17 protein-coding genes are annotated in these 20,412 nt (G+C 46.9%); 12 read left to right on the top strand and 5 right to left on the bottom strand.

All coding sequences use genetic code 11. The features are described from left to right. Nucleotides 1–2 precede the first annotated feature (2 nt). From ACHKAR_RS05345 to nudK, 8 genes are all read left to right on the top strand, one after another. Nucleotides 3–488 carry a hypothetical protein gene (locus ACHKAR_RS05345; RefSeq protein ID WP_395416483.1) on the top strand — a complete coding sequence of 162 codons (486 nt, stop codon included), beginning with the start codon at nucleotides 3–5 and terminating at the stop codon, nucleotides 486–488. A gap of 60 nt (nucleotides 489–548) precedes the next feature. Next, a complete protein-coding gene (locus ACHKAR_RS05340) occupies nucleotides 549–1,313 on the top strand; it encodes a TlpA family protein disulfide reductase (RefSeq protein ID WP_395416482.1) in 765 nt (254 codons plus the stop codon). A gap of 138 nt (nucleotides 1,314–1,451) precedes the next feature. Further along, the gene (locus tag ACHKAR_RS05335) at nucleotides 1,452–1,775 is read left to right on the top strand and encodes an ArsR/SmtB family transcription factor (RefSeq protein WP_395416481.1); all 324 of its coding nucleotides are present in this window, start codon (nucleotides 1,452–1,454) and stop codon (nucleotides 1,773–1,775) included. A gap of 6 nt (nucleotides 1,776–1,781) precedes the next feature. Then, nucleotides 1,782–2,246, top strand: coding sequence for an SRPBCC domain-containing protein (locus ACHKAR_RS05330; protein ID WP_395416480.1), 465 nt, complete (start codon nucleotides 1,782–1,784; stop codon nucleotides 2,244–2,246). Between the two features lie 4 nt (nucleotides 2,247–2,250). Then, on the top strand, nucleotides 2,251–2,622 hold the full coding sequence (locus tag ACHKAR_RS05325) for a DoxX family protein (RefSeq protein WP_395416479.1): 372 nt from the start codon (nucleotides 2,251–2,253) through the stop codon (nucleotides 2,620–2,622). Between the two features lie 16 nt (nucleotides 2,623–2,638). After that, nucleotides 2,639–3,220 carry a YdeI/OmpD-associated family protein gene (locus ACHKAR_RS05320; protein ID WP_395416478.1) on the top strand — a complete coding sequence of 194 codons (582 nt, stop codon included), beginning with the start codon at nucleotides 2,639–2,641 and terminating at the stop codon, nucleotides 3,218–3,220. 88 nt (nucleotides 3,221–3,308) lie between these two features. Next, on the top strand, nucleotides 3,309–3,860 hold the full coding sequence (locus tag ACHKAR_RS05315; RefSeq protein ID WP_395416477.1) for a YdeI/OmpD-associated family protein: 552 nt from the start codon (nucleotides 3,309–3,311) through the stop codon (nucleotides 3,858–3,860). Nucleotides 3,861–3,922: 62 nt separating this feature from the next. Then, nucleotides 3,923–4,501, top strand: a complete 579-nt coding sequence (gene nudK, locus ACHKAR_RS05310; protein WP_395416476.1) for a GDP-mannose pyrophosphatase NudK — start codon at nucleotides 3,923–3,925, stop codon at nucleotides 4,499–4,501. Nucleotides 4,502–4,541: 40 nt separating this feature from the next. Here nudK and ACHKAR_RS05305 read toward each other — a convergent pair whose 3' ends face one another. Next, a complete protein-coding gene (locus ACHKAR_RS05305; protein ID WP_159580845.1) occupies nucleotides 4,542–4,736 on the bottom strand; it encodes a helix-turn-helix transcriptional regulator in 195 nt (64 codons plus the stop codon). Continuing rightward, nucleotides 4,733–5,146 (bottom strand): hypothetical protein, encoded by a 414-nt coding sequence (locus ACHKAR_RS05300; protein WP_395416475.1) that lies wholly within the window; start codon nucleotides 5,144–5,146, stop codon nucleotides 4,733–4,735. The genes ACHKAR_RS05305 and ACHKAR_RS05300 overlap by 4 nt, the downstream gene beginning before the upstream one ends. 385 nt (nucleotides 5,147–5,531) lie before the next feature. Here ACHKAR_RS05300 and ACHKAR_RS05295 point away from each other — a divergent pair, with 385 nt between their 5' ends. Further along, the gene (locus ACHKAR_RS05295; protein WP_395416474.1) at nucleotides 5,532–10,226 is read left to right on the top strand and encodes a glycosyl hydrolase; all 4,695 of its coding nucleotides are present in this window, start codon (nucleotides 5,532–5,534) and stop codon (nucleotides 10,224–10,226) included. Between the two features lie 110 nt (nucleotides 10,227–10,336). Here the strand turns inward: ACHKAR_RS05295 and ACHKAR_RS05290 are convergent, their stop codons facing one another. Next, nucleotides 10,337–11,866: a M61 family metallopeptidase gene (locus ACHKAR_RS05290; RefSeq protein ID WP_395416473.1), complete on the bottom strand. Its 1,530-nt coding sequence runs from the start codon at nucleotides 11,864–11,866 to the stop codon at nucleotides 10,337–10,339. A gap of 125 nt (nucleotides 11,867–11,991) precedes the next feature. Then, nucleotides 11,992–16,092: a T9SS type A sorting domain-containing protein gene (locus ACHKAR_RS05285; protein ID WP_395416472.1), complete on the bottom strand. Its 4,101-nt coding sequence runs from the start codon at nucleotides 16,090–16,092 to the stop codon at nucleotides 11,992–11,994. A gap of 200 nt (nucleotides 16,093–16,292) precedes the next feature. On the opposite strand from ACHKAR_RS05285, the gene ACHKAR_RS05280 reads away from it, so the two are divergent. Further along, nucleotides 16,293–16,757, top strand: coding sequence for a nuclear transport factor 2 family protein (locus ACHKAR_RS05280; protein ID WP_395416471.1), 465 nt, complete (start codon nucleotides 16,293–16,295; stop codon nucleotides 16,755–16,757). Between the two features lie 12 nt (nucleotides 16,758–16,769). Next, nucleotides 16,770–17,219, top strand: coding sequence for a DinB family protein (locus tag ACHKAR_RS05275; protein ID WP_395416470.1), 450 nt, complete (start codon nucleotides 16,770–16,772; stop codon nucleotides 17,217–17,219). Here ACHKAR_RS05275 and ACHKAR_RS05270 read toward each other — a convergent pair whose 3' ends face one another. Next, nucleotides 17,220–19,529 carry an acyl-CoA dehydrogenase family protein gene (locus tag ACHKAR_RS05270; RefSeq protein ID WP_395416469.1) on the bottom strand — a complete coding sequence of 770 codons (2,310 nt, stop codon included), beginning with the start codon at nucleotides 19,527–19,529 and terminating at the stop codon, nucleotides 17,220–17,222. It abuts the gene before it with no gap. An 87-nt stretch (nucleotides 19,530–19,616) separates the two neighbouring features. Between ACHKAR_RS05270 and ACHKAR_RS05265 the strand changes: the two genes are divergently transcribed. Next, entirely contained in the window at nucleotides 19,617–20,411 is a 795-nt protein-coding gene (locus ACHKAR_RS05265) for a carboxypeptidase-like regulatory domain-containing protein (protein WP_395416468.1), read from the top strand. Nucleotide 20,412 lies beyond the last annotated feature (1 nt).

Genomic DNA, 20,412 nt, shown 5'->3' with positions numbered 1-20,412 from the left:
ACATGAAGGCCGCTACAGTAAGCGAAATCAAGAGGGAGCTAAAAACCAAAACCACAGAGGAGCTTTCTGAGCTTTGTCTACGTCTGTCCAAGTTTAAAAAGGAGAACAAAGAATTACTCACCTATCTGCTCTATGAAGCTGCTGATGAGGAGAGCTATATTCAAAGCGTGAAAACGGAAATGGACGACCAGTTTGAGGAAATAAATACCACGAGCTACTACTTCATTAAGAAAAGCGTGCGCAAAATCCTGCGCACAGTCAAAAAATACATCCGGTACTCCCCACACAAAACCACAGAGGTGGAACTGCTGATCTACTTTTGTTCCAGTCTGAAAGAAATGAGCCCGTCCATTAGCAGGAACGTCACTTTGCAAAACCTGTATGATCGCCAACTGACCATGATCAGAAAGAAGGTAAGCACCCTTGAAGCAGACCTGCAATACGACTATGGCGTGCTACTGGATAATATGGAGGGTATCAGTGGCTAAATTTCCGAACAAAGCATCACAAAAACTAGAAAACCACACTCCCAACATTGCCTCCTCGCTATGAAAAAAATCCTCCTCATCCTCTTTATTTTGCTATGTCCCGGGCTTAACCTTGACTGCTTTGCTCAAACACATACCACGACCTGGAACCCCTCCGCATTGACTCCTGAGCAGAAAAAGTTTATTGATTCATGTGACCAATACCTTTATGACACCCTGGGGTACAAACTAACCACGTCATCCGCTCCTTTGACCTACCGAATCATGAAGCTGGATGGTAATTATTCTGAGTATATAGAAATAGATAGCGCTGCCCACACCATAAGCTGGAAGTTCAAAAAGGCCAGTAATGATGAAAAAATGATGCGAAAAAGAATCGTTCTGGACAGGGCTAGCATTCACAGTCTGATCGGGCAGAAATTCCCTGATCTTGAAATGGTTGACCTGAACGGAAACCACTACACCACAGAGCAATTTAAGAACAAGACGGTGTATTTCAACTTCTGGTTTGTAGGTTGCCAGCCCTGTGAGTTAGAAAGAACCAAATTGAATCAGCTCTATGAAAAATATAAGGAAAACCCTAATATTCAATTCATATCACTCTCCAACAGCAACGAACGCAAAACACGGGAGCACTTGAGAAGGAAGAATCTCCAGTGGCCTGTGGTGATTTTAAATAAGTCGCTCAAAAGTAATTTTTCCTATATCGAGGGGTACCCCACAAACATCATTCTGAATAACCAACATTTTGATACTGCTCTCGCTGGATTATCAGAAGGTACGTTTCTGGTCATTGATGAAAGGTTAGAAACCTTAGTCCAATGAAAACAGATCAATAACAAACCATAAAACCGTGTTTCGGTTACAACAATATCAGATTTTGATACAGACAGCCCAAATAATGCACTGAAATTTGCGCAGTTACTTAACTGCACATATATTTGCAGTCAAGTGACTGCATAAATGGAACTAAGAAGAGATGTCTTTCAGGCCATAGCCGACCCCACCCGCCGGGCCATCATCGCTTTGGTGGCCATGCAAGCTATGACTCCCAGTGCCATTGCCGAAAATTTTAAGTCCTCCAGACAGACCATTTCCAAGCACATACAGATACTGACCGCCTGTGAGATACTGGAGCAGGAGCAAAATGGACGCACCATCCACTATCACCTGAATCCTCAAAAATTCAAAGAAATCGCAGACTTTATAGAGCCATTCAGGCAGCTATGGGATGACCGGTTCAACAAGCTGGAGGCCGTGATGAAAAACTATCAATCCGATCAATAAATGTCTATGGAACCCAAAACCAAGATCCACGCCGAAGATGGTAAGCAGGAATTGCAAATCACAAGAGCATTTGACATCCCCCTGGAGCTACTCTTCAAGGCCTATTCAGAACCCCACCTGATAGAACAGTGGATGGGCACCAAAGTGTTGAAGTTGGAAAACAAAAGGCATGGCAGCTGGCAGTTTGAAACCACCGACCCCAAGGGAAACAAACATGGCTTTAACGGCACCATTCATGAGTTTATCCAGAACGAGAAAATCACCAGAACCTTCGAAATGGACAATGCCGGTTTTGGTGTGCAGCTGGAGTTTCTGGAATTTGAAACCCTCACAGACAAAACCAGCCAACTCACCATGCATGTGGTATATCGCTCGGTGGCCATCAGGGATCAAATTCTCCAACTACCTTTCGCTCAGGGTATCAATATGGCGCACAATCGACTTGAAAAAATCTTAACTCAATTAAAATAATCCAATGACCAAGAGAAATAAAATCATCTACTGGATCGCTACCCTTTGGCTGGCCTTAGGAATGACCTCCACGGGAATCGTGCATCTCCTCCAAATGGACGAGGCGGTAGCCAAAATGACGGAATTGGGCTACCCAAGCTACATATTGACAATACTCGGTACCTGGAAGCTACTGGGCGTGGTGGCTGTACTTATCCCCAGGTTTCCGCTGCTCAAAGAATGGGCTTACGCGGGGTTTTTCTTTAACATGTCGGGCGCCATATTTTCACATTTGGCAGGGGGAAGTGATCCGATCGAGCTCTTCGGGCCTACTCTTTTGATTGTATTAACGGTCGTATCATGGTACTTTAGACCAGCTGACAGAAAAATAGCTTGAATCATTCCACCAACTCATGAATCCCAAGGTTGACTTCTTTTTTAACAAAACCAGCAAGTGGCAGCAAGAATACGCCCTTTTAAGGAAAATCATTCTGCAAACGGAGCTCACAGAAGAATTGAAATGGGGGTGTCCGTGCTATACCTTTCAAAAAACCAATGTGGTATTGATCCATGGATTTAAGGAATACTGTGCCCTCCTGTTTCACAAAGGAGCGCTACTGAAAGACACCGATGCCCTCCTCATCCAGCAAACTGAAAATGTGCAGGCAGCCCGGCAGATCCGTTTCACCAGCCTCCAGCAAATAAAGGATCTGGAATCGAGCCTGAAGTCCTATATTTATGAAGCCATTGAAGTGGAGCGTGCCGGCCTGAAAGTGGAACTCAAAAAGACGTCTGAATTCAATACGCCAGATGAATTCAGACAGGTATTAGATGAATATGTTGAGTTGAAAACGGCTTTTGAAGCACTGACACCTGGCAGACAAAGAGGGTACCTCTTGCATTTCTCTCAGCCCAAGCAATCCAAAACCCGTGAATCCAGAATCGAGAAATGCATTCCTCAGATTCTGGAAGGAAAGGGATTAAATGATCTGTAATCATATATAGAGGATGAACAAAGATGTGAATACGTATTTCTCAGATGGGTGCGGACGGTGCTCGTTTTATGCTACCCCGCAGTGTAAAGTGAGAAATTGGCCGAAAGAGCTCGAACAACTCAGAAGAATTGCTCTCGATTCCGGGCTCAACGAAGAATCAAAATGGGGTGTACCCTGCTATACCCATCAGGGTAAAAACATTGTAATTGTCAGTGCTTTCAAGGAATACTGTGCCCTTAGTTTTTTCAAAGGATCCTTATTGCAGGACACTCATGGTCTACTGGAAAAGCCCGGGGAGAACACACAAGGAGCACGTCTCATTAAATTCACCCACCTAAAAGAGGTCTTGGATCAGGAGGCCACACTCAAAGCCTACATTTATGAGGCCATAGAAGTAGAAAAAGCTGGTTTAGAGGTGACTTTCAAAGAAAACCCCGAACCCATACCTGAAGAGTTACAGTTGAAGCTGCAGGAAAATCCTGACTTGAAGGCAGCTTTTGAAGCACTGACACCCGGGAAGCAAAGGGGCTATATCCTGCACTTCTCGGCGCCCAAACAGGCCAAAACGAGAATATCAAGGATTGAAAAATGTATTCCGCAGATTCTGGAAGGAAAAGGATTTTTTGATCGTTACCCTTGAGCAAATCCCTTTTACACACCCAATCTCCCTCCCATCCGTTAAGTAGTCAATACTTAATATGTATGATCGAAAACGTAAAAATACTCAACACGGAGATCCTCTCTGACAACTGGTACACACTCCAAAAAATCACCTACGAATACCTCAAAAAAGATGGCTCTCTTCAAACACAGACCCGGGAAGCCTACGACCGGGGCAATGGCGCCACCATCCTCCTCTACAACAAAGCTCAGAAAACCGTCATCCTCACGCGGCAGTTTCGATTGCCCACCTTCATCAATGGGAATGACAGTGGCATGCTGATAGAAGCCTGTGCCGGCCTGCTGGATAAAGACAATCCTGAAGACTGCATCAAACGAGAAACAGAAGAAGAAACGGGCTATCAAGTATCCTCTGTTCACAAAATATTCGAAGCCTATATGTCACCCGGCTCGGTCACGGAAATATTACACTTCTTTACTGCTGAGTATGCCAAAGAGATGAAAGTCAGTGAAGGAGGCGGAGTGGAACACGAAGAGGAAAATATTGAAGTCATGGAAATCCCCTTTGAAGCGGCCCTGAATATGATCAGCTCAGGTGAAATCAAAGACGGAAAAACCATTATGCTTCTCCAACACCTCAGACTGCACCAGATCTTATGACCTTCAATGAACCGGGTGGGCCCTGGCCCACCCGGAGATTTTAATCCTCATATTGAAATACCTCCTCAATAGTGAGCCTAAACAAGCCGGCCAATTTGAAAGCCAGTGGCAAACTGGGATCAAACTTCCCCTTTTCTATGGCGTTGATGGTCTGTCGGGACACCCCCAGTTCATCGGCGAGTTGTGCCTGGGTGATATCCCGTTCGGCACGCAGTACTTTGATGCGATTCTTCATTTGTAGCGCGTTAAACCTACCACAGTAGCCACCAAATAGGTGAGCCCGATCAATATCACAAGGTGCGAAATCTCCGCATCATAGCTGATCACATTGACAACATCCAGCATTGAGTAGCTAAGCCCTCCTACTACCGCAACACCCAATGCCAGGGCCAGTGATTCCAACTGCACTTTTCTGTGTAACTCATCCAACCCATTCAAATGTCTCTTATTCGCCAGGATCATCCCCACACCGATCGCGGTATTGATCAGGATTGCTATTAGCGAAATAGAAGCATCATTTTCCCAGATGTATTTTGGTCCTAAGGAAACCACTGCCATGGTGAGGGTCCAGGCCAGGGTCCATACAGCCAAATTTGCTGTGTTACGCTTATTCACCTGTTTCCAACTTTCTGATTGCTTACTCATAAGTCAAGTTAGTTTTAATTTTAGTCAAGTTTATTTGACACAAATAAAGGCCAATTAAGTTAGATATCAAACTCATCAGACAAAAAGTTAAGTAAACTTTACATTTTTATAAAAATAGCTTCCAAGAATTACCTCACACCCGCTGATGTAGTGTTGATGTAATGGGTGTTGTAGTATTGATGTAACCGGTGCTGTGGTATTGATGTGTTGTGTTCCCCCGGGCTCCAGGATATATTGGAGTAATTTTAAAAAATGAATCAATAAAAAATAAAAACCATAAAAACATGGATTTATTCTGGCTTCATTTTGCAAAATTTAAAATAAAACAGAACACGAAAACCAGTAAAAATCCCAATCTCAACCATCACTTATCTAAACCTATGTTATGAACAATCCAACAACACCATGGAAATCGATCTGGCTAACGCTGATCTTTATCTTCACCTTTTTCTTTAACCCTTTAGCACAAACCATCCCGGTAGGCAGTGGTAGCTACACCACGGTATTTCCCGGCACCGATGCAGCCGGACGCAATACCTTTCCCAGTGGCTCTCCGCAGCTCTCTGGAGCCGCTGGCACCAAGCCTGTACCTACTAACGATTGGTACTCCAATATGATCAAAGTGGATCATGGCGGACAAGCCTTTAACTATCCCTTATCCTATAAGTCACTCACCAGCGGCTTGGTCATCAACTACACGGTACCTCCCGCGGCTGGCCCTACAGAGTATCGTCAGCCGATGGGTGATGTCAATGGCATAGTCATGGGCGTGGATGGCCTCAGTGCCAGTCAGTCCACTGCCTCTGACCACTCCGACTGGGCAGTCACCATGACCTGGGCAGGTTCCGGCAAAACCTTCAATGCCACGATGGGCATTGGCATGCCCTTCACCTATTTCACCAAAGGCACCAGTGATGTGGCCAAAGTAGCGGTTAATCACAATCCTGCAGGAGCCACGGTAAGCGGCAACAAAATCATCATCACCAACAACTACAACGGCGCTAACTTCGTGATTTTCGGGCCCGCCGGCACAGTATGGTCAGAAAGTGGAGGACAATATACCTCAAGCCTCAACGGCAAAAACTACTGGTCTATGGCCATGCTCCCACCTGGCGCCGATGTGAATTCGGCCATTGCAGCTTTGGAGCCACATGCCTTTGTTTTTCCTGGCAATACCCTTTCTGACTACAACTATAATGAGGCCACTGGCACTGTGACCACCACATTCACCATCACTCCCGATGTGAAAGAAGGTGGCAATAACACCTTCGTACAAGGCCTCCTTCCCCATCAATGGTCTCGACTGGCCTCCGGATCGGCACAGCCCACTGGCATGAGCTACCCAACCGTGCGAGGCGAATTGAAACTTCTTCATGGCAATACTTTCTCTGTGGCCAATAAGTTTGCAGGCATCCTGCCTACCCTGCCCGACTTGGGAAAATACAGTAGTGGGTTTGATCCAGGAGCACTCTACCAGAAAATAGAGGCCATCAAAAATGACGGACTGGCTGAATGGACCGACTCCTACAATGAAGGACAGGCCATGAACCGCCTGATTCAGGTGGCTCACCTGGCAGACCAGATCGGACACACCGAAGCTCGTGATCAGTTGGTCAATACAGTAAAAAACAGACTGGAAGACTGGTTCAAAGCGGAAGGTGGCGAAGTGGCCTTTCTCTTCTACTACAACGATACCTGGAAGACCATGATCGGGTACCCCGCCGGACACCGCCAGGATGAAAACCTGAACGATCATCATTTTCACTGGGGTTACTTCATACATGCGGCAGCGGCCATAGAGCAGTACCAGCCTGGCTGGGCGGCTCAATGGGGCGGTATGGTAGATCTACTGATCCGTGATGCATCCAACCCATCCCGAACGGATGCGATGTTCCCATTTATGAGAAATTTCAGCCCTTTTGCAGGGCATTGCTGGGCCAATGGATTTGCCACTGAGCCTTTTGGCAACGACCAGGAATCCACTTCAGAATCCATGCAATTCAACTCCTCGCTGATCCACTGGGGGTCGGTCACTGGTAATGACGCCATCAGAGACCTGGGGATTTACCTCTACACCACTGAGCAGTCAGCCATAGAAGAGTACTGGTTTGATCAGAATGACCGCACATTTCAACCTGAATATCAGCATGAGATGGTAGCCCGAATCTGGGGTGGTGGGTATGACAATGGCACCTGGTGGACGCAGGACATTGCAGCTTCCTACGGCATACAGCTTTACCCCATCCATGGTGGAGCACTCTATATGGGCCACAATACGGCCTATGTACAGGAAGTCTGGAACGGGATGACCTCCAAAACGGATGTACTCAATAATGTATCGAATGACAACCTGTGGTACGACACGTACTGGAGTTTCCTTTCCTTTTCAGATCCGGCGCTGGCCATCAGCCTGTATGATGCCTACCCCGACCGAAACATTAAGTTTGGCATATCCGATGCCCAAACGTACCACTGGCTGCATACGATGAATGCTATGGGACAGGTCATGGAAGAAGTGACTGCCGATTATCCCATTTCAGCGGTATTCAATAAAAATGGAGTGAAAACATACGTAGCGCACAACTATGGCTCCAGCTCCATCACCGTTCATTTTTCTGATGGATTCAGCCTCAACGTGCCTGGTGGTACCATGGTCACCAACAGAGACATCACACCAACAGCCACTATCTCCGCCAGTGCCAGTGAGATTCCGGCCAATGGCTCTGTAACCCTGAATGCCTCCACCTCAGGCAGCGGCATTACCAAAGTAGAATTTTACCGTGGAAACCTGTTGATTGGCACTGATACCTCCGCCCCATACTCTGCCACGGACAATAATGTACCAGCCAGTCTTGTCAACTATTACGCCAGGGTTTATGTAGGCACCAGCCTGAATGTGTCCAACATCGTACGGGTGCAGGTTGGTTCTCAGCTGCCTTATACCGGAACCCCGGCTGCCATCCCCGGCACAGTGGAGGCCGGCTACTACGACAGTTTCGAAGGTGGAAGCGGACAAGGCATTGCTTATTCTGATGCTACCCCATGGAATGAAGGAGATTTCCGACAAAGTGAAGCTGTAGATGCAGGCAGTACAGCCAGTGAAGGATTTACTGTGGGTTGGATTGATGCTGGTGAATGGCTGGAATACACGGTGAACGTGGCTCAGGCAGGAAATTACAACGTCCAGATCCGTTATACTTCCGGTAGTGCATCAGGAGGTGGCCCTTTCTGGTTTGAGCGCGAAGACGGCACCAAAATCAGCGAAGACATCACTGTAGCTATGAATGATGCGAGCTGGACCACATATACCAATAAGGACATCACCGGTGTGGCGCTGGGAGCAGGTACTCAGGTGATCAGGGTACGGGCAGGAAATGGTGGTTTCAACCTGGGAAGAATGACGTTTGAATATGACGGCACCCCTACACCTGTTCTCACGACCATCGTGGTGAGCCCTGCTAACGCATCTATTGCGCAAAATGACACCCAGCAGTTCACCGCACAAGGTTATGATCAAAATGGCGATCCCATAGCGATGACACCTGTCTGGAGTACTAATGGCGGAAGCATCAATGGATCAGGCCTCTACACCGGATCAGCAGTGGGTAATTTTACGGTTACTGCTTCTGCCAGCGGTGTTTCAGGAAGTACAAGTGTGTCTGTCAGCAATCAAGCTCCGGTGCTCACTTCTATTATCGTGAGCCCGTCGAGTGCTTCTATCGGTCAAAACACTACCCAGCAGTTTACCGCGCAGGGCTTTGACCAAAATGGCAATACCATGAGTGTCTCCCCAACCTGGACTGCCAATGGTGGCTCCATCAATGGATCGGGACTTTACACAGGTAGTTCTGTGGGCAGCTTTACAGTGACAGCTTCCGCTCAGGGCGTTTCCGGAACAGCATCCATTACCGTGACTGGCGGTGGCGGAACGAGCTGTTCATTTCAGGCATCTACTGGTGACTATACGGCCGAGGTTTCTTCCGACTCCCCCAATCCTACAATTACTTTCATACCGTCGGTAAGTGGTGTGGGTGATAATGTGACCATTCTTTACTACGGTACTTCACCCACTGGTGGGTATCCGGGGTACATCGTTTCGCCAAACGCTCCCTACCAGATCAATGCAGCAGCCGGGCAAACGATCTACTTCTATTATACCTACAGCTTGCCACAAGGTGGAGAAAACAATACCTCAGCAAGCAGGCACTCATTTGAAGTAGGGAACTGTGGCGGAGGTGGCACACCCACCCCTGTACTGACCACCATCACGGTGTCTCCAGCTTCTGTTACCCTGGAGCTGAATGATACTCAGCAGTTTTCTGCGCAGGGTTTTGACCAAAACGGAAACCCAATGAGCATGTCTCCCACCTGGTCTGCAACTGGAGGAAGCATTAATGGATCCGGGCTGTATACCGCCAATTCGGCCGGGTCATTTACAGTCACAGCTTCTTCACAAGGTGTGTCTGGCAATGCTACCGTCACCGTGAATGCTTCAAGTGGTGGAGGATGCACATTTGTGGCGTCCACTGGCGATTATACAGCGGAAGTGTCATCTGATGCCTCCAATCCGACCATTACCTTTGTCCCTTCAGTGAGTGGTGTGGGGAACAATGTCACCATACTTTACTATAGCACCTCCCCAACAGGCAACTACCCCGGGTATATGGTCAGCCCAAATACTCCATACCAGATCAACGCAGCTGCCGGGCAGACGATCTACTTCTATTACACTTACAGTTTGCCTCAGGGAGGAGAAAACAACACCTCTACCACCAGACATAACTTTGTAGTTGGCAATTGCAGCTCAGGAGCCCGATGGGCGCCGGAAAGCACCGCATCGCAGGCCATCTCTGATGTGATGATTTATCCCAATCCGGTCAATGACATGGTGATGATCTCCGGGCTTTCGGAAACAGGTGAACTGGAACTGGTAGATGTAAGTGGTAGAGTTTGTCAAAAGTGGCTCATCAATACCACCGACGGGCGCCAGCAATTGGACTTGAAACATCTGGCTTCGGGTACCTATCTGCTGAGGATCATTTCGTCGCAACCCAAAACGCTGCGACTGCTCAAAGAGTAAATCAATCTCATATACTAATCGATCAAAAGGTTGCTTCATTGAGGCAACCTTTTTCCTTTTTTTGCCAGCAAGTACCGCCTCATTCTTTTTCCCAAACGAGGGGTTATCCCTTACAGGTTCTTACTCCAGGCTTCAAACAGCTTTCTTTGATCTTCACTCATCTCCTTCATTTTGGTAACGCTGATTCCTGACTCTCCTCTCGTGAGTTCCAAACCTATCTTAGCCAGATACTCCTCATGTGGCAGAGGATTGGCTGCCAAAATGTATTGATCAAAAAAATCTCTGATTTCAGGGTAAGTCATGGCAGTGAGGTCATCGAAAAAAGTCTTTTCCGAAACCGGCTTTCCCTTACCGTATTGATCAATCAATTTCAGCATCAGTTCACGCAGACCTGCTTGCCCTCCGGAAAGCTCCAAAAGTCTGATGTCCAGCAGGCCAGCAACCAATGAACCACGGAAATAAATATTAGCATATTGTTTTGAGGCCGCACCCCCATTGAAAGACTCATCCGAAAGTTTTTTCAAACTCCAGGTTGGATCAAAATACTTCTCATCCACCAAAATCTTAGTAGCAATAGCGTTTTGCAGGTAATCCTCCTCCTCGACCACTCCTCCTCGGTAAAGTAGCATATTGGATGCCCATTCTGTCACTCCTTCATACATCCAGAGGTGTACGGAGGGTGTCGGGCTCACAAAATTGAAGGATTCTACAATCTCACTGTGGATATTGAGCGGTGTGACAATGTGAAAAAACTCATGCGAAGCAATATCCGTCACACTTTGCATGTACTCGGCGGTAGGATCCTTCTCCTCTAGTACATACTCCGAACTATAGGAGTGCTCCCAGGCTCCTGTGGCACCCGTGAGGCCGGGCTCAAAAAAATACAGGAATGTATAACGATCAACAGGAAGCTCTACCAAAAACTGAAGTGTGGCATCCAGCATGTCCGACATACCCGCCAGGAGGCTTTTAGAGTCAAATTTTCCTTGCTGTGAGTAGGTGTAAATTTCCACCTGAGTATCGGCGATGGTGGTATCAGCAAAAGAAAGCTCACCCATCAGAATTGGAGAATCCACGGCATGGTCGAAGCTGGAGGCCAGGAAGCGATTACCTTCCATAGGAAGCGCTGTTCCTATTTTCCAGTCATCCTTACCAGTAACACTAATACTGATCGGGCTCTTCTGATAACCTTCAAAATAACCCATGATCGTATGAGTATTGATCAATGCATGATCCTCCTCAATGGAGGAGCCACACATCAGGTAAACAGGAAAGTCCTCTACCGGAGTATCAAATGTCTCTGCCATCTGATAAGTGATTTTGGCAATCTTGTGGGGTTTGCTGATTTCAAACTGGTTTACCGATTTCCGAGTCACCAGGAGCTCCCTACCCTTTTTGTCGAAGGCCCGAAATAAACTCACAAACCGCCCCAAATTCATGGTCTGATAGGTGCCAGGGGCAGTAGCTGCAAACTGATAAATGCGTGCCGATTTATCCAAAGTAGTAGCCGGCGATAAGGTCACAAAAAAAGTGTCCAGATTTTGAGTAATGTCTATTTCATACGACATCTCCGGTAAATCCTGAGCCATCGCAAGTGTGCTGACGGCCAGTGCGCCACAAAGTATTATAATTTTTCTCATCCCTGGAGTCATTTAAGTCTCCAAATAAACGCAGCTCATCTAAAAGAAAGATGTAGCTTTTGACTGATGGCTGTAGGTAGTTATAATCGGAGAAAATCAGCCAGTAATATGAAGCACTAAACAGATCATTTGCCAATGACCAGTTTGTGAGTGGCCGAACCTTCATGGTATTGGATATGCACAATGTACAAACCATTCTTCAGATGTGAAACATCAATCTCCTGATCGAAAAAACCCCCGAGTCGCGGCATTACAGATACCCCGGACAGGTCGAACACCTCAAGTTTAACCACATAATCTTCAGACCGCACTTTTAATACATTTTGCGCAGGGCTTGGGTAGAGACTCAGCCGACTTCCAATGGTCAAAGCATCAACCATTTTTATTTCTGAATACTCATATTTCTCATCAAAATCTACCTGCTTAATGCGATAAAAAGCACTTTCTGAATGGGAGTACTTATCTACAAATGTATAATGAACTTTCTCCTTGCTGTTCCCATGGCCAATTACGTTGCCCAATTCCCTCCAAATTTCACCATTTTGAGATCTCTGAATGGCGAAGTGACTGTTGTTTACTTCCGAAGCGGTTCCCCATTTAAGCTCCACCTCTGAGGTGTTCCTCTCTGCCGTGAAATACAACCATGTGACAGGCAATGGATTATCTAATGACGAAGACCCCAGCGTGATGGGACTAAACGAACTCACCCCTGATGCCGTAATGGTGCCCCCTGTCACATTTCCACTGGTACCACTGTTTCCGTAATTGTCCCAACTCGAGCCATTCCAATGAGCAACCCGCAGGTCATCCAAATTTTCAACTTCACTCAGTGCGTCCCAACTCAAGATAACATCCACCGTGGGGCTACCATTGGTCACACTCAGAGTCCAGTACTCCAAGGCACTCACCCTTTCCAAACCGGGCTCCCGGGAGTTGATGGGATACGAAGAGTGTGGACTGGAAGCAAAATATCGCGCCTGAAATGCATCTGTAGATGTACCGGAAGCTGAAATGCTGATGGGCCGGTAAGACCCTCCATCCCCCACAGGAAAAGTAAATGCTGTTCCTCCAATTTTCTGGATCTCTCCATCGATAAAGCTAGCCTCAGAAACAGAAACAATAAATGATCCTGCATTCATCGTAATCACTTCAGCCGCTTGTGGTGTTACGATTCCATTTTGTAAATCCAGTGAATTTCCTATGGTTAAATCATCCGCTAAAATCACTCCGCTTGCATTATTTACAATCAAGTCATGGATGAGGGGAGTGCTTCCTCCAAAATCCAAAACCTGCTCTGCCGATCCATCGAGAGTAAGAGACCCATTGCGAAAATCAATCATTCCGGAACCAGTAATATTAAGGTCACCTTCCAGGTCAAAAGTGTAATTACTAGCAGTCAAATCCATGGTATTGGCATCTCCGATATTCAAATCACCACGAATATCTATATCCCCCTCCAGCATTTTGATTCGCTGAACCCCCGCAACGTTGATCAGGGTAAGGCTCCCATAACTACTATTACCTCCTCCATTCAGGGCCTTGATCACCTGACCATCATCCTGCCCGGAAGCATAAATGATCTCTGTGCTGGCATCAATATTAAAAGCATCATGACCTGTAGGGAATTGAGTGGTTGTAGTGCTTGTACCTATAGTGAATGAGCTATTGGCATCCATTCTGAAAGTCTGACCTGAAGCTCCGGTGATTTGGTACCCGTTATCAAAGAAATCGTTATAATCATCAATCCTTAGTTCACCATTTACCGTGATCGCTCCCTGCAGTACTTTCGACCTGGAAGCATTCCCTCCTCCGGCCAGAAAGAGTCTGCCATAGGTGATTCCCCCTTCCACATCCTGATCCTCCCGACTCCTATACTCCACGATACTCAGGTTGCCCAAACTTACACTCCCAAATCCAATAGGAAACGATGTGGCCACGGTGTTAGATCCCAACCTCAACCATTCACCGTTTTGAACCGTCAGAGTACCTCCGGCATTCCCTGTAATCTGAAACCCACCGTCCTCCAGCCGTCCCCGTTGTATGGTTAAATCGTTATTGATCGTCACATCCGAAAGCAACGCGACAGTAGAACTACCCCCACTGCTCTGTCTGTCTATGGTTAGGTTATAAAAAGGACTCCCCCCGGCATCCACCTCCTGATCTCCACTTGAATTTTGACCGTCTAATAATACCGTACCAGTACCCGCAGTAAAAGATCCCCCTGCTGATACTATCCAGTTGTTCTCCAATGCGATGGTATGGCTCCCTGCACTTAATGTACCATTGGTAATAACCAGGTCGGCATCATCACCATTGATATCCAAATCATCTGAAAGCGTCCAGGTGCCTCCAGTGAAATCAAACTCCACAGTCCCCATCAGTGAGACTCCATTGGTGGTGATGCTATTGGTGGTGGCAGAAGCCATGGTAAAAATGATGTTTCCCAAATAGTTGACTGTCACATCTGCATCCAGAACCAGGTCGCCAAAGACGTAAAGTGTATTGGTGACCACCCCCTCCCATCTCACAGCGGTATTCACTCCCGACCAATCCATATCCTGAACTTCTGCTCCTACTATATCCAATGTTACAGCAGGATCAATCCCTGAAAAGGAGTTAGCATCAAAATATGCATTATCAGCACTGGATGGTACGCATACTCCTGCTGCACCTCCGCTCGTAGTTGACCAATTGCTTTCATCAGACCAGTTCCCCGAGTTTCCACCAATCCAATAAAGATTAACAGGTGAATGGCTGCCGCTAAATGTAATTCCGGTATTATTCCCATGGTCAATTCCAGAGTTATTGGTGAAGGAGGCTCCTGACACAGCAATGTCCTGAATAACATTTGCATCCACACTCTGAGCCGCACCAAAGGATAAGTCTGCCTGTACGCCTTCTACATTTGACCGGATCGTTCGCCAACTGGCACAATCTCCATTGGAAACCAGGTTTCCTGAAAACGAAGTACCACTACTGGCACTGTTAAATCTCACGATGTTAAAGTCTCCCATCGTAAGACTCGCCAGCGACACACTCTCTGCTCCATTATCAAAAGTGATATCAACAGACGCACCGCAGGTAATGTTCCCCAGTGTATAAGGCGCATCCACCCCATCCCCTAACGTCAGGGTCACATTATCACTAAGGTTAACGTTTCCTGACACATCTAAAGATGGGCTGTTGTCATTGGTATTGGTAAACGAAAGAGCGGCGGCGGTGCCCACCGTGAGATTTCCAGCCACCGTAGTGGCTCTATCAATCCTGATGGATGATACTGTACTCGCCGCAACCACAATATCACCGCCAATGGTGGCTGACCTGTCGAAAACGACAATTGTGCTTCCTGTGAGATTAAAATCTCCATCGAGCTCCATATTCTGACTAAATATAATGTCACTGCCAGTGGATCCATCAATGGTCAAATCAGCCTCAAATTCCACCTGATCACGCCATCGAACCTCACCATCGGCACCCAAGTCAACATTTCCCTGAAAGATTGTATAATCACCCCTAAAGTCTCCATCTCCGCCATCTCCCACGATGAAGTCACCTGAAAATATATTGCTATCACCAACTCCGAAACCACTACCATTGGGGCCCCTAATACTGTAGGAACAATTGGCAGGAAGGGAAATCACTCCAAAGGTTTTGGCATTGCTATTGAGATTATTGCCTTCCACCCTCAAAGTAACACCCGCCGTAGAGACTGTGATATTGCCAAATACCACCCGATCAACGGTGTTCGCAGCACTGCCCGTATTGATTTGAATGGTACCTGAACTATTAGGGAAATAAAAATCTGGAAGTGACCTGGCGATGCTCCCCAGCTCTACAGTGATATTTCCGCTTGAAGTAAAAGTGAGATCACCGGTAACCGTAAAAGCGAGATCGTCATCCAATGTAAGATCACCCGCCATGGTTAGACCAAAGGCACCCGTGAAGGTAGGAGAATTGGTCACACCACTAAAGCTGACATTATTAGCCGTACCAATCTGATCCAGTGTGACGACCTGGCCACCTGTGGTAAATGAATTCGCATCAAAAAAAACATCATCACCAGCACCAGGCACGTTGGAATGAAAGGTGCTGCCTCCCGAAGTGGTAGCCCAGTGAGAGGAATAATCACTCCAATTCCCACCATCTCCTACCCAATAAAATTGACCGAAAGCGGTAGAAGAAATAATCATGAATAGCGCAAAAAAAACAGGTTGGGATGCCTTCATTGTTTGCTGAAAAAATGCAAATTCTTCTTCAAATTAGAATAACAAGCGCCTATATCAAAGAAGAAATTAACGAAATAACCAATTTTTCAAAAGATCAATAGTACTTGCACATACCTCACCAAAGCTATTAATCATGAATTTTATAATCTTCTAACCAGCAATTCTCATCGGTTAAAGAATTAACTTTCAAACAAAAAAGAATGAATGTAATCCTCCAATTTTATGAAGCCTTCAGGAAGCTGGACGCAGAAGCCATGGCTGAATGCTATCATCCGGATGTTACCTTCGAAGATCCGGCATTTGGAGTACTCAAAGGTGAGCATGCCTGCAACATGTGGCGGATGCTTTGTAAGACTCAGACCGGCAAAGACTTTTTGGTTGTTTTTTCGGGAATAGAAGAAGACGAAGAGAAAGGAAAAGCGCACTGGGAAGCGCACTACACCTTTAGCCAGACGGGCAGGCGTGTTCACAACATCATTGAAGCGAGTTTCCTCCTGAAGGACGGCAAAATCATCCAACATACCGATCATTTCCCCTTATACCGATGGGCACGTCAGGCCATGGGTTTTTCTGGATTTCTTATCGGATGGAGCGGTTTTTTCAAAAAGAAATTGAATGCCAAAACAGTCGGGCTCCTGGCTAAATTTGAAGCCAGCCTGGACTAAAACCATAGATGTATGAACGATAGCATACAAAAACTTGAGCGCCTTCTGGTGCAAACTGAGGCCTATCTGACCAGCTGCTCAGAAGAAGTACTTTCACAAAAGCCAGCGCCTAATAAATGGTCTAAAAGGGAGATCCTTGGACACCTGATCGATTCAGCCATCAACAATCTGCAGCGATTTACCGAGATTCAGTATGCAGAGAAACCTTATGTGATCAGAAACTACCGTCAGGATGATCTGGTGCGAGCCAATGATTATCAGCATGCTGATTTGCAGGAATTGCTCGTACTTTGGAAATCACTCAATCGCCGCATTGGAATCATCATAGCAGCCCAAACCGATGCTACGTTATCCTATGAAATTCGATTTGCAGATAACAGCGCTTCTGACCTGAGGTTTCTGATGACTGACTATGTGGAACACATGGAACATCATATCCTTCAGATCAGACGCGTGCATTGATCATTTCATGGCAATGGGCGCAGCCAGACAGCTCTCTGGGATCTCGAAGGCATTGACCAGTGGCACTGCATTTTCCCTTACCTCCAGGCAAAGCTGGTTGATCATTTTACGAATCGCCTTGGTCTTCACTCCTGCCATGTAATCATGTTCCAGGTACCAGCCCTTGTTTTTCTCCATCTGAGACAATGCAAAAAGCTGACACAACTTGGTCAGGATCATCTTGCAGCCCTCATCTTCGGTCTTCTTCACCTGAGCGATAAATTGTTCAAGGATTAGCCGCTCGATATAGGCAAAGCCCACATTCACCATATGGTACTGCGTTTGATTGAAAGCATCAAAAGAATCCATACCATTGTCCAGATGCTTCTTGATGCGCCGTGCTGCAGAAGTGAGAATGTCCCGTTCACGATATCTGAAAGCATTCAGATAAAACTCAAAATCCAGCAGGTGCTCAGGGTCCGTGTTACGCACCGTAAGCGGGTTCATTTCTGAGAGACTGGTTTTTGCCTGAGACGCCACATAGCTGAGCACTCCAAAAAGGTTGATATCAGAGAACTCCTTCTTAAACTCTGACAACCGGCTTTTGGCTACAAGCTGCATCAGCACGGTGTTATCACCTTCAAAAGTGGTGTACACGTCAGTATCATTTTTGAGTCTGTCTATGCGATTTTCGGATAGGTAGCCCTTACCCCCGCAAGCCTCCCTGCACTCCTGCAGGGCATGGGTCGTTCGCCAGGTAGCAAATGATTTCAACCCTGCGGCCATCGCCTCTATTTCCTGCATATCCTCCTCACTTCGGCTCAAAAAACGATTAGTGAGGTACTGCAATGAAAAATGGATGGCGTAGCTCTCAGCCAGTAGGGGCATCAGCCTGCGCTGATGGGTGCGGTAATTCAGAATGGGCACCTCGGAGCCATTCTCAGGCCCAAACTGCCGACGCGTGTCTCCATATCTGATGGCTATGGTCAACCCTGTTTTCATAGCGCTAAGACCAGAGCGAGGAATGCCAATTCTACCCCCCACTAAGGTACCCAACATGGTAAAAAATCGCCTGTTATCACTGGTAATCGGGCTTTTGAATTTTCCATCTGCATCGATAGATGCAAACTTGTCCAGCATATTCTCTACAGGGATTACCACTTCGTCAAACCAAATTCGGCCATTATCGACACCATTGAGGCCCATTTTTGGCCCGCAATCTTCTATGATCACCCCACTTACTGTATGACCATCCGAATCGCGCAGTGGCACCACAAAGGCATTCACACCATAGTCTACCTCATCGATAATCAGTTTGGCAAAAACTGTGGCCATTTGGCCATGCACGGCGGCATTCCCAATATATTCTTTGCCGGCACCATGGTGCGGCGTATTGATCACAAGGGTTTTGGTCTTGTGATGGTAAGTGGCGGTGGTCTCTATCCCTTTCACATTGGACCCATGCCCGGTCTCGGTCATTGCAAAACAGCCCGGAAGTTTCAATGTACCGATATCTTTGAGATACTGCTGATGGTGCTTTTCTGTACCCAAAAAGTAGACACTCATCCCCCATAGCCCAAACTGCACGCCAAACTTGATAACCATGCTCAGGTCGTGATAAGAAAGCGTTTCCATGATGGCAAAATAACTGGCCATATCACCCTGACCTCCAAAGGCCTCCGGGTATGCCATGCCTCCAAAGCCCTGATCTGCCAGGTACTGGCACCATTTCAGAACCTGCTCCCGATACTCTGCAGTACTTTCTCCCTTATAATATTCAAACTCCGGATCGGAAAGTATCGTCTTGACCTTTCTGATCACCACCCGGTTTTTTCCATCCAGCAGTTCACTCATCTTATTAAGATCAAAACTAGCCTCTGTTTGCTGTCCCCCGGTCTGGGTGGTACGCTCCTGTGATCTCAGATGAAAGGCCGCCTCCCTGGAGAGAATCCCCAGCGCCTCCTCAATATCGGTAAGTGGAGCCCTGGCTGCCTCCAAAGTCTTGTCATCCTGATTTCTGGCATTTAACCGGGCCAATTCAATGCCAATATCGACCAAGCTGCGCTTCATCTGGGGAGTGAGGTCCTGAGAAACCCGCCTGATTTCGAAGAGCCATTCCTTCAGCTGGCCGGGTGACGGTGGGTTTTGAGGATCCAGGTGCGAGAGTAAAAAGGTCCGCTCCTTCTGAGTAATCCAGACCTGCTGCTCTATCAGCTCTCTAATCTTCAGTATCTCACTGGGTGTGAGAATGGCATCGGCCCACACCATGTAAAACATGGGCACAAAAGAGAAGAGAAACGGGTTTTCCTTTAAATAATCGGACTGAATCATGGGACTGTCGTTTAAATCATGAGAAAGTTACATCCGTTCGGTAAAAAGTAACTTCATAATATTTGTTAAAATGGCTGTTGAGCAAAAATGTTTCTGCATCATTCTGTGTTTCTTTGCTACGTGAAAAACTGGTTTTATGCCATTTTATTATTTCATTTCACAAGCATATCAGCTCAGCATGTGATCTCAGGGACCGTTCTCAACGAAAGCGAGGAACCGGTGGGCTTCTGCCATGTGTACAATCAAACCATGGGTCTGGGAAAAGTCAGTGACATCCATGGCAACTTCAAGGTGACCGCCAAAAAGGGGGACACCTTGCTTTTCTCTTATGTTGGGTACCAATCCCTTACCCTTCCGGTCAACTCCGTTCATCTGGTGAATTACCTGAAAATCACCCTGCCTGAGGACTCCATTTTACTACCGTCCATTACCATTTATGCAGACCCCAATTATCGGGTGCCTCTGAATGTTCATGGCGAACCTATCATCATTCCCGGGGTGAGTATTACGGAAAAGACAGATGGCATTCAGCCAGGTGATGTAGGGTTTGGAGCCACAGGGGTAGGTGGTGTGCCTGTACCAGCGGTCACCATCTACGGCCCCATCACCTACTTCAGTAGGGACGAGAGGGAAAAACGTCAGGCAGTGGAAGCCTATAAGGAGACCCGTGAAACGATCACCTACCAGAAATTCATCGTGCAAGATTCTGTCAAACAGAAACTTTGTGAACTCTACCACCTCAACAGTCAGCAATATGACCAGGTGATTGTAAGGCTCCACAACCAGTTTCCCGGCATACAAAAGCAGTACAACCCCATGGAAATCTGGAACTGGCTGCTCATGCATTTTGACCGGTCAGCCAATATTGTCAGGGATTATTAGG

The sequence above is a fragment of the Marinoscillum luteum genome, from assembly GCF_044005705.1.
Taxonomy (GTDB): Bacteria; Bacteroidota; Bacteroidia; order Cytophagales; family Cyclobacteriaceae; genus Marinoscillum; species Marinoscillum luteum.
Note: the sequence above shows the minus strand (reverse complement) of the source record. Positions and strands in the feature narration are given on the sequence as shown.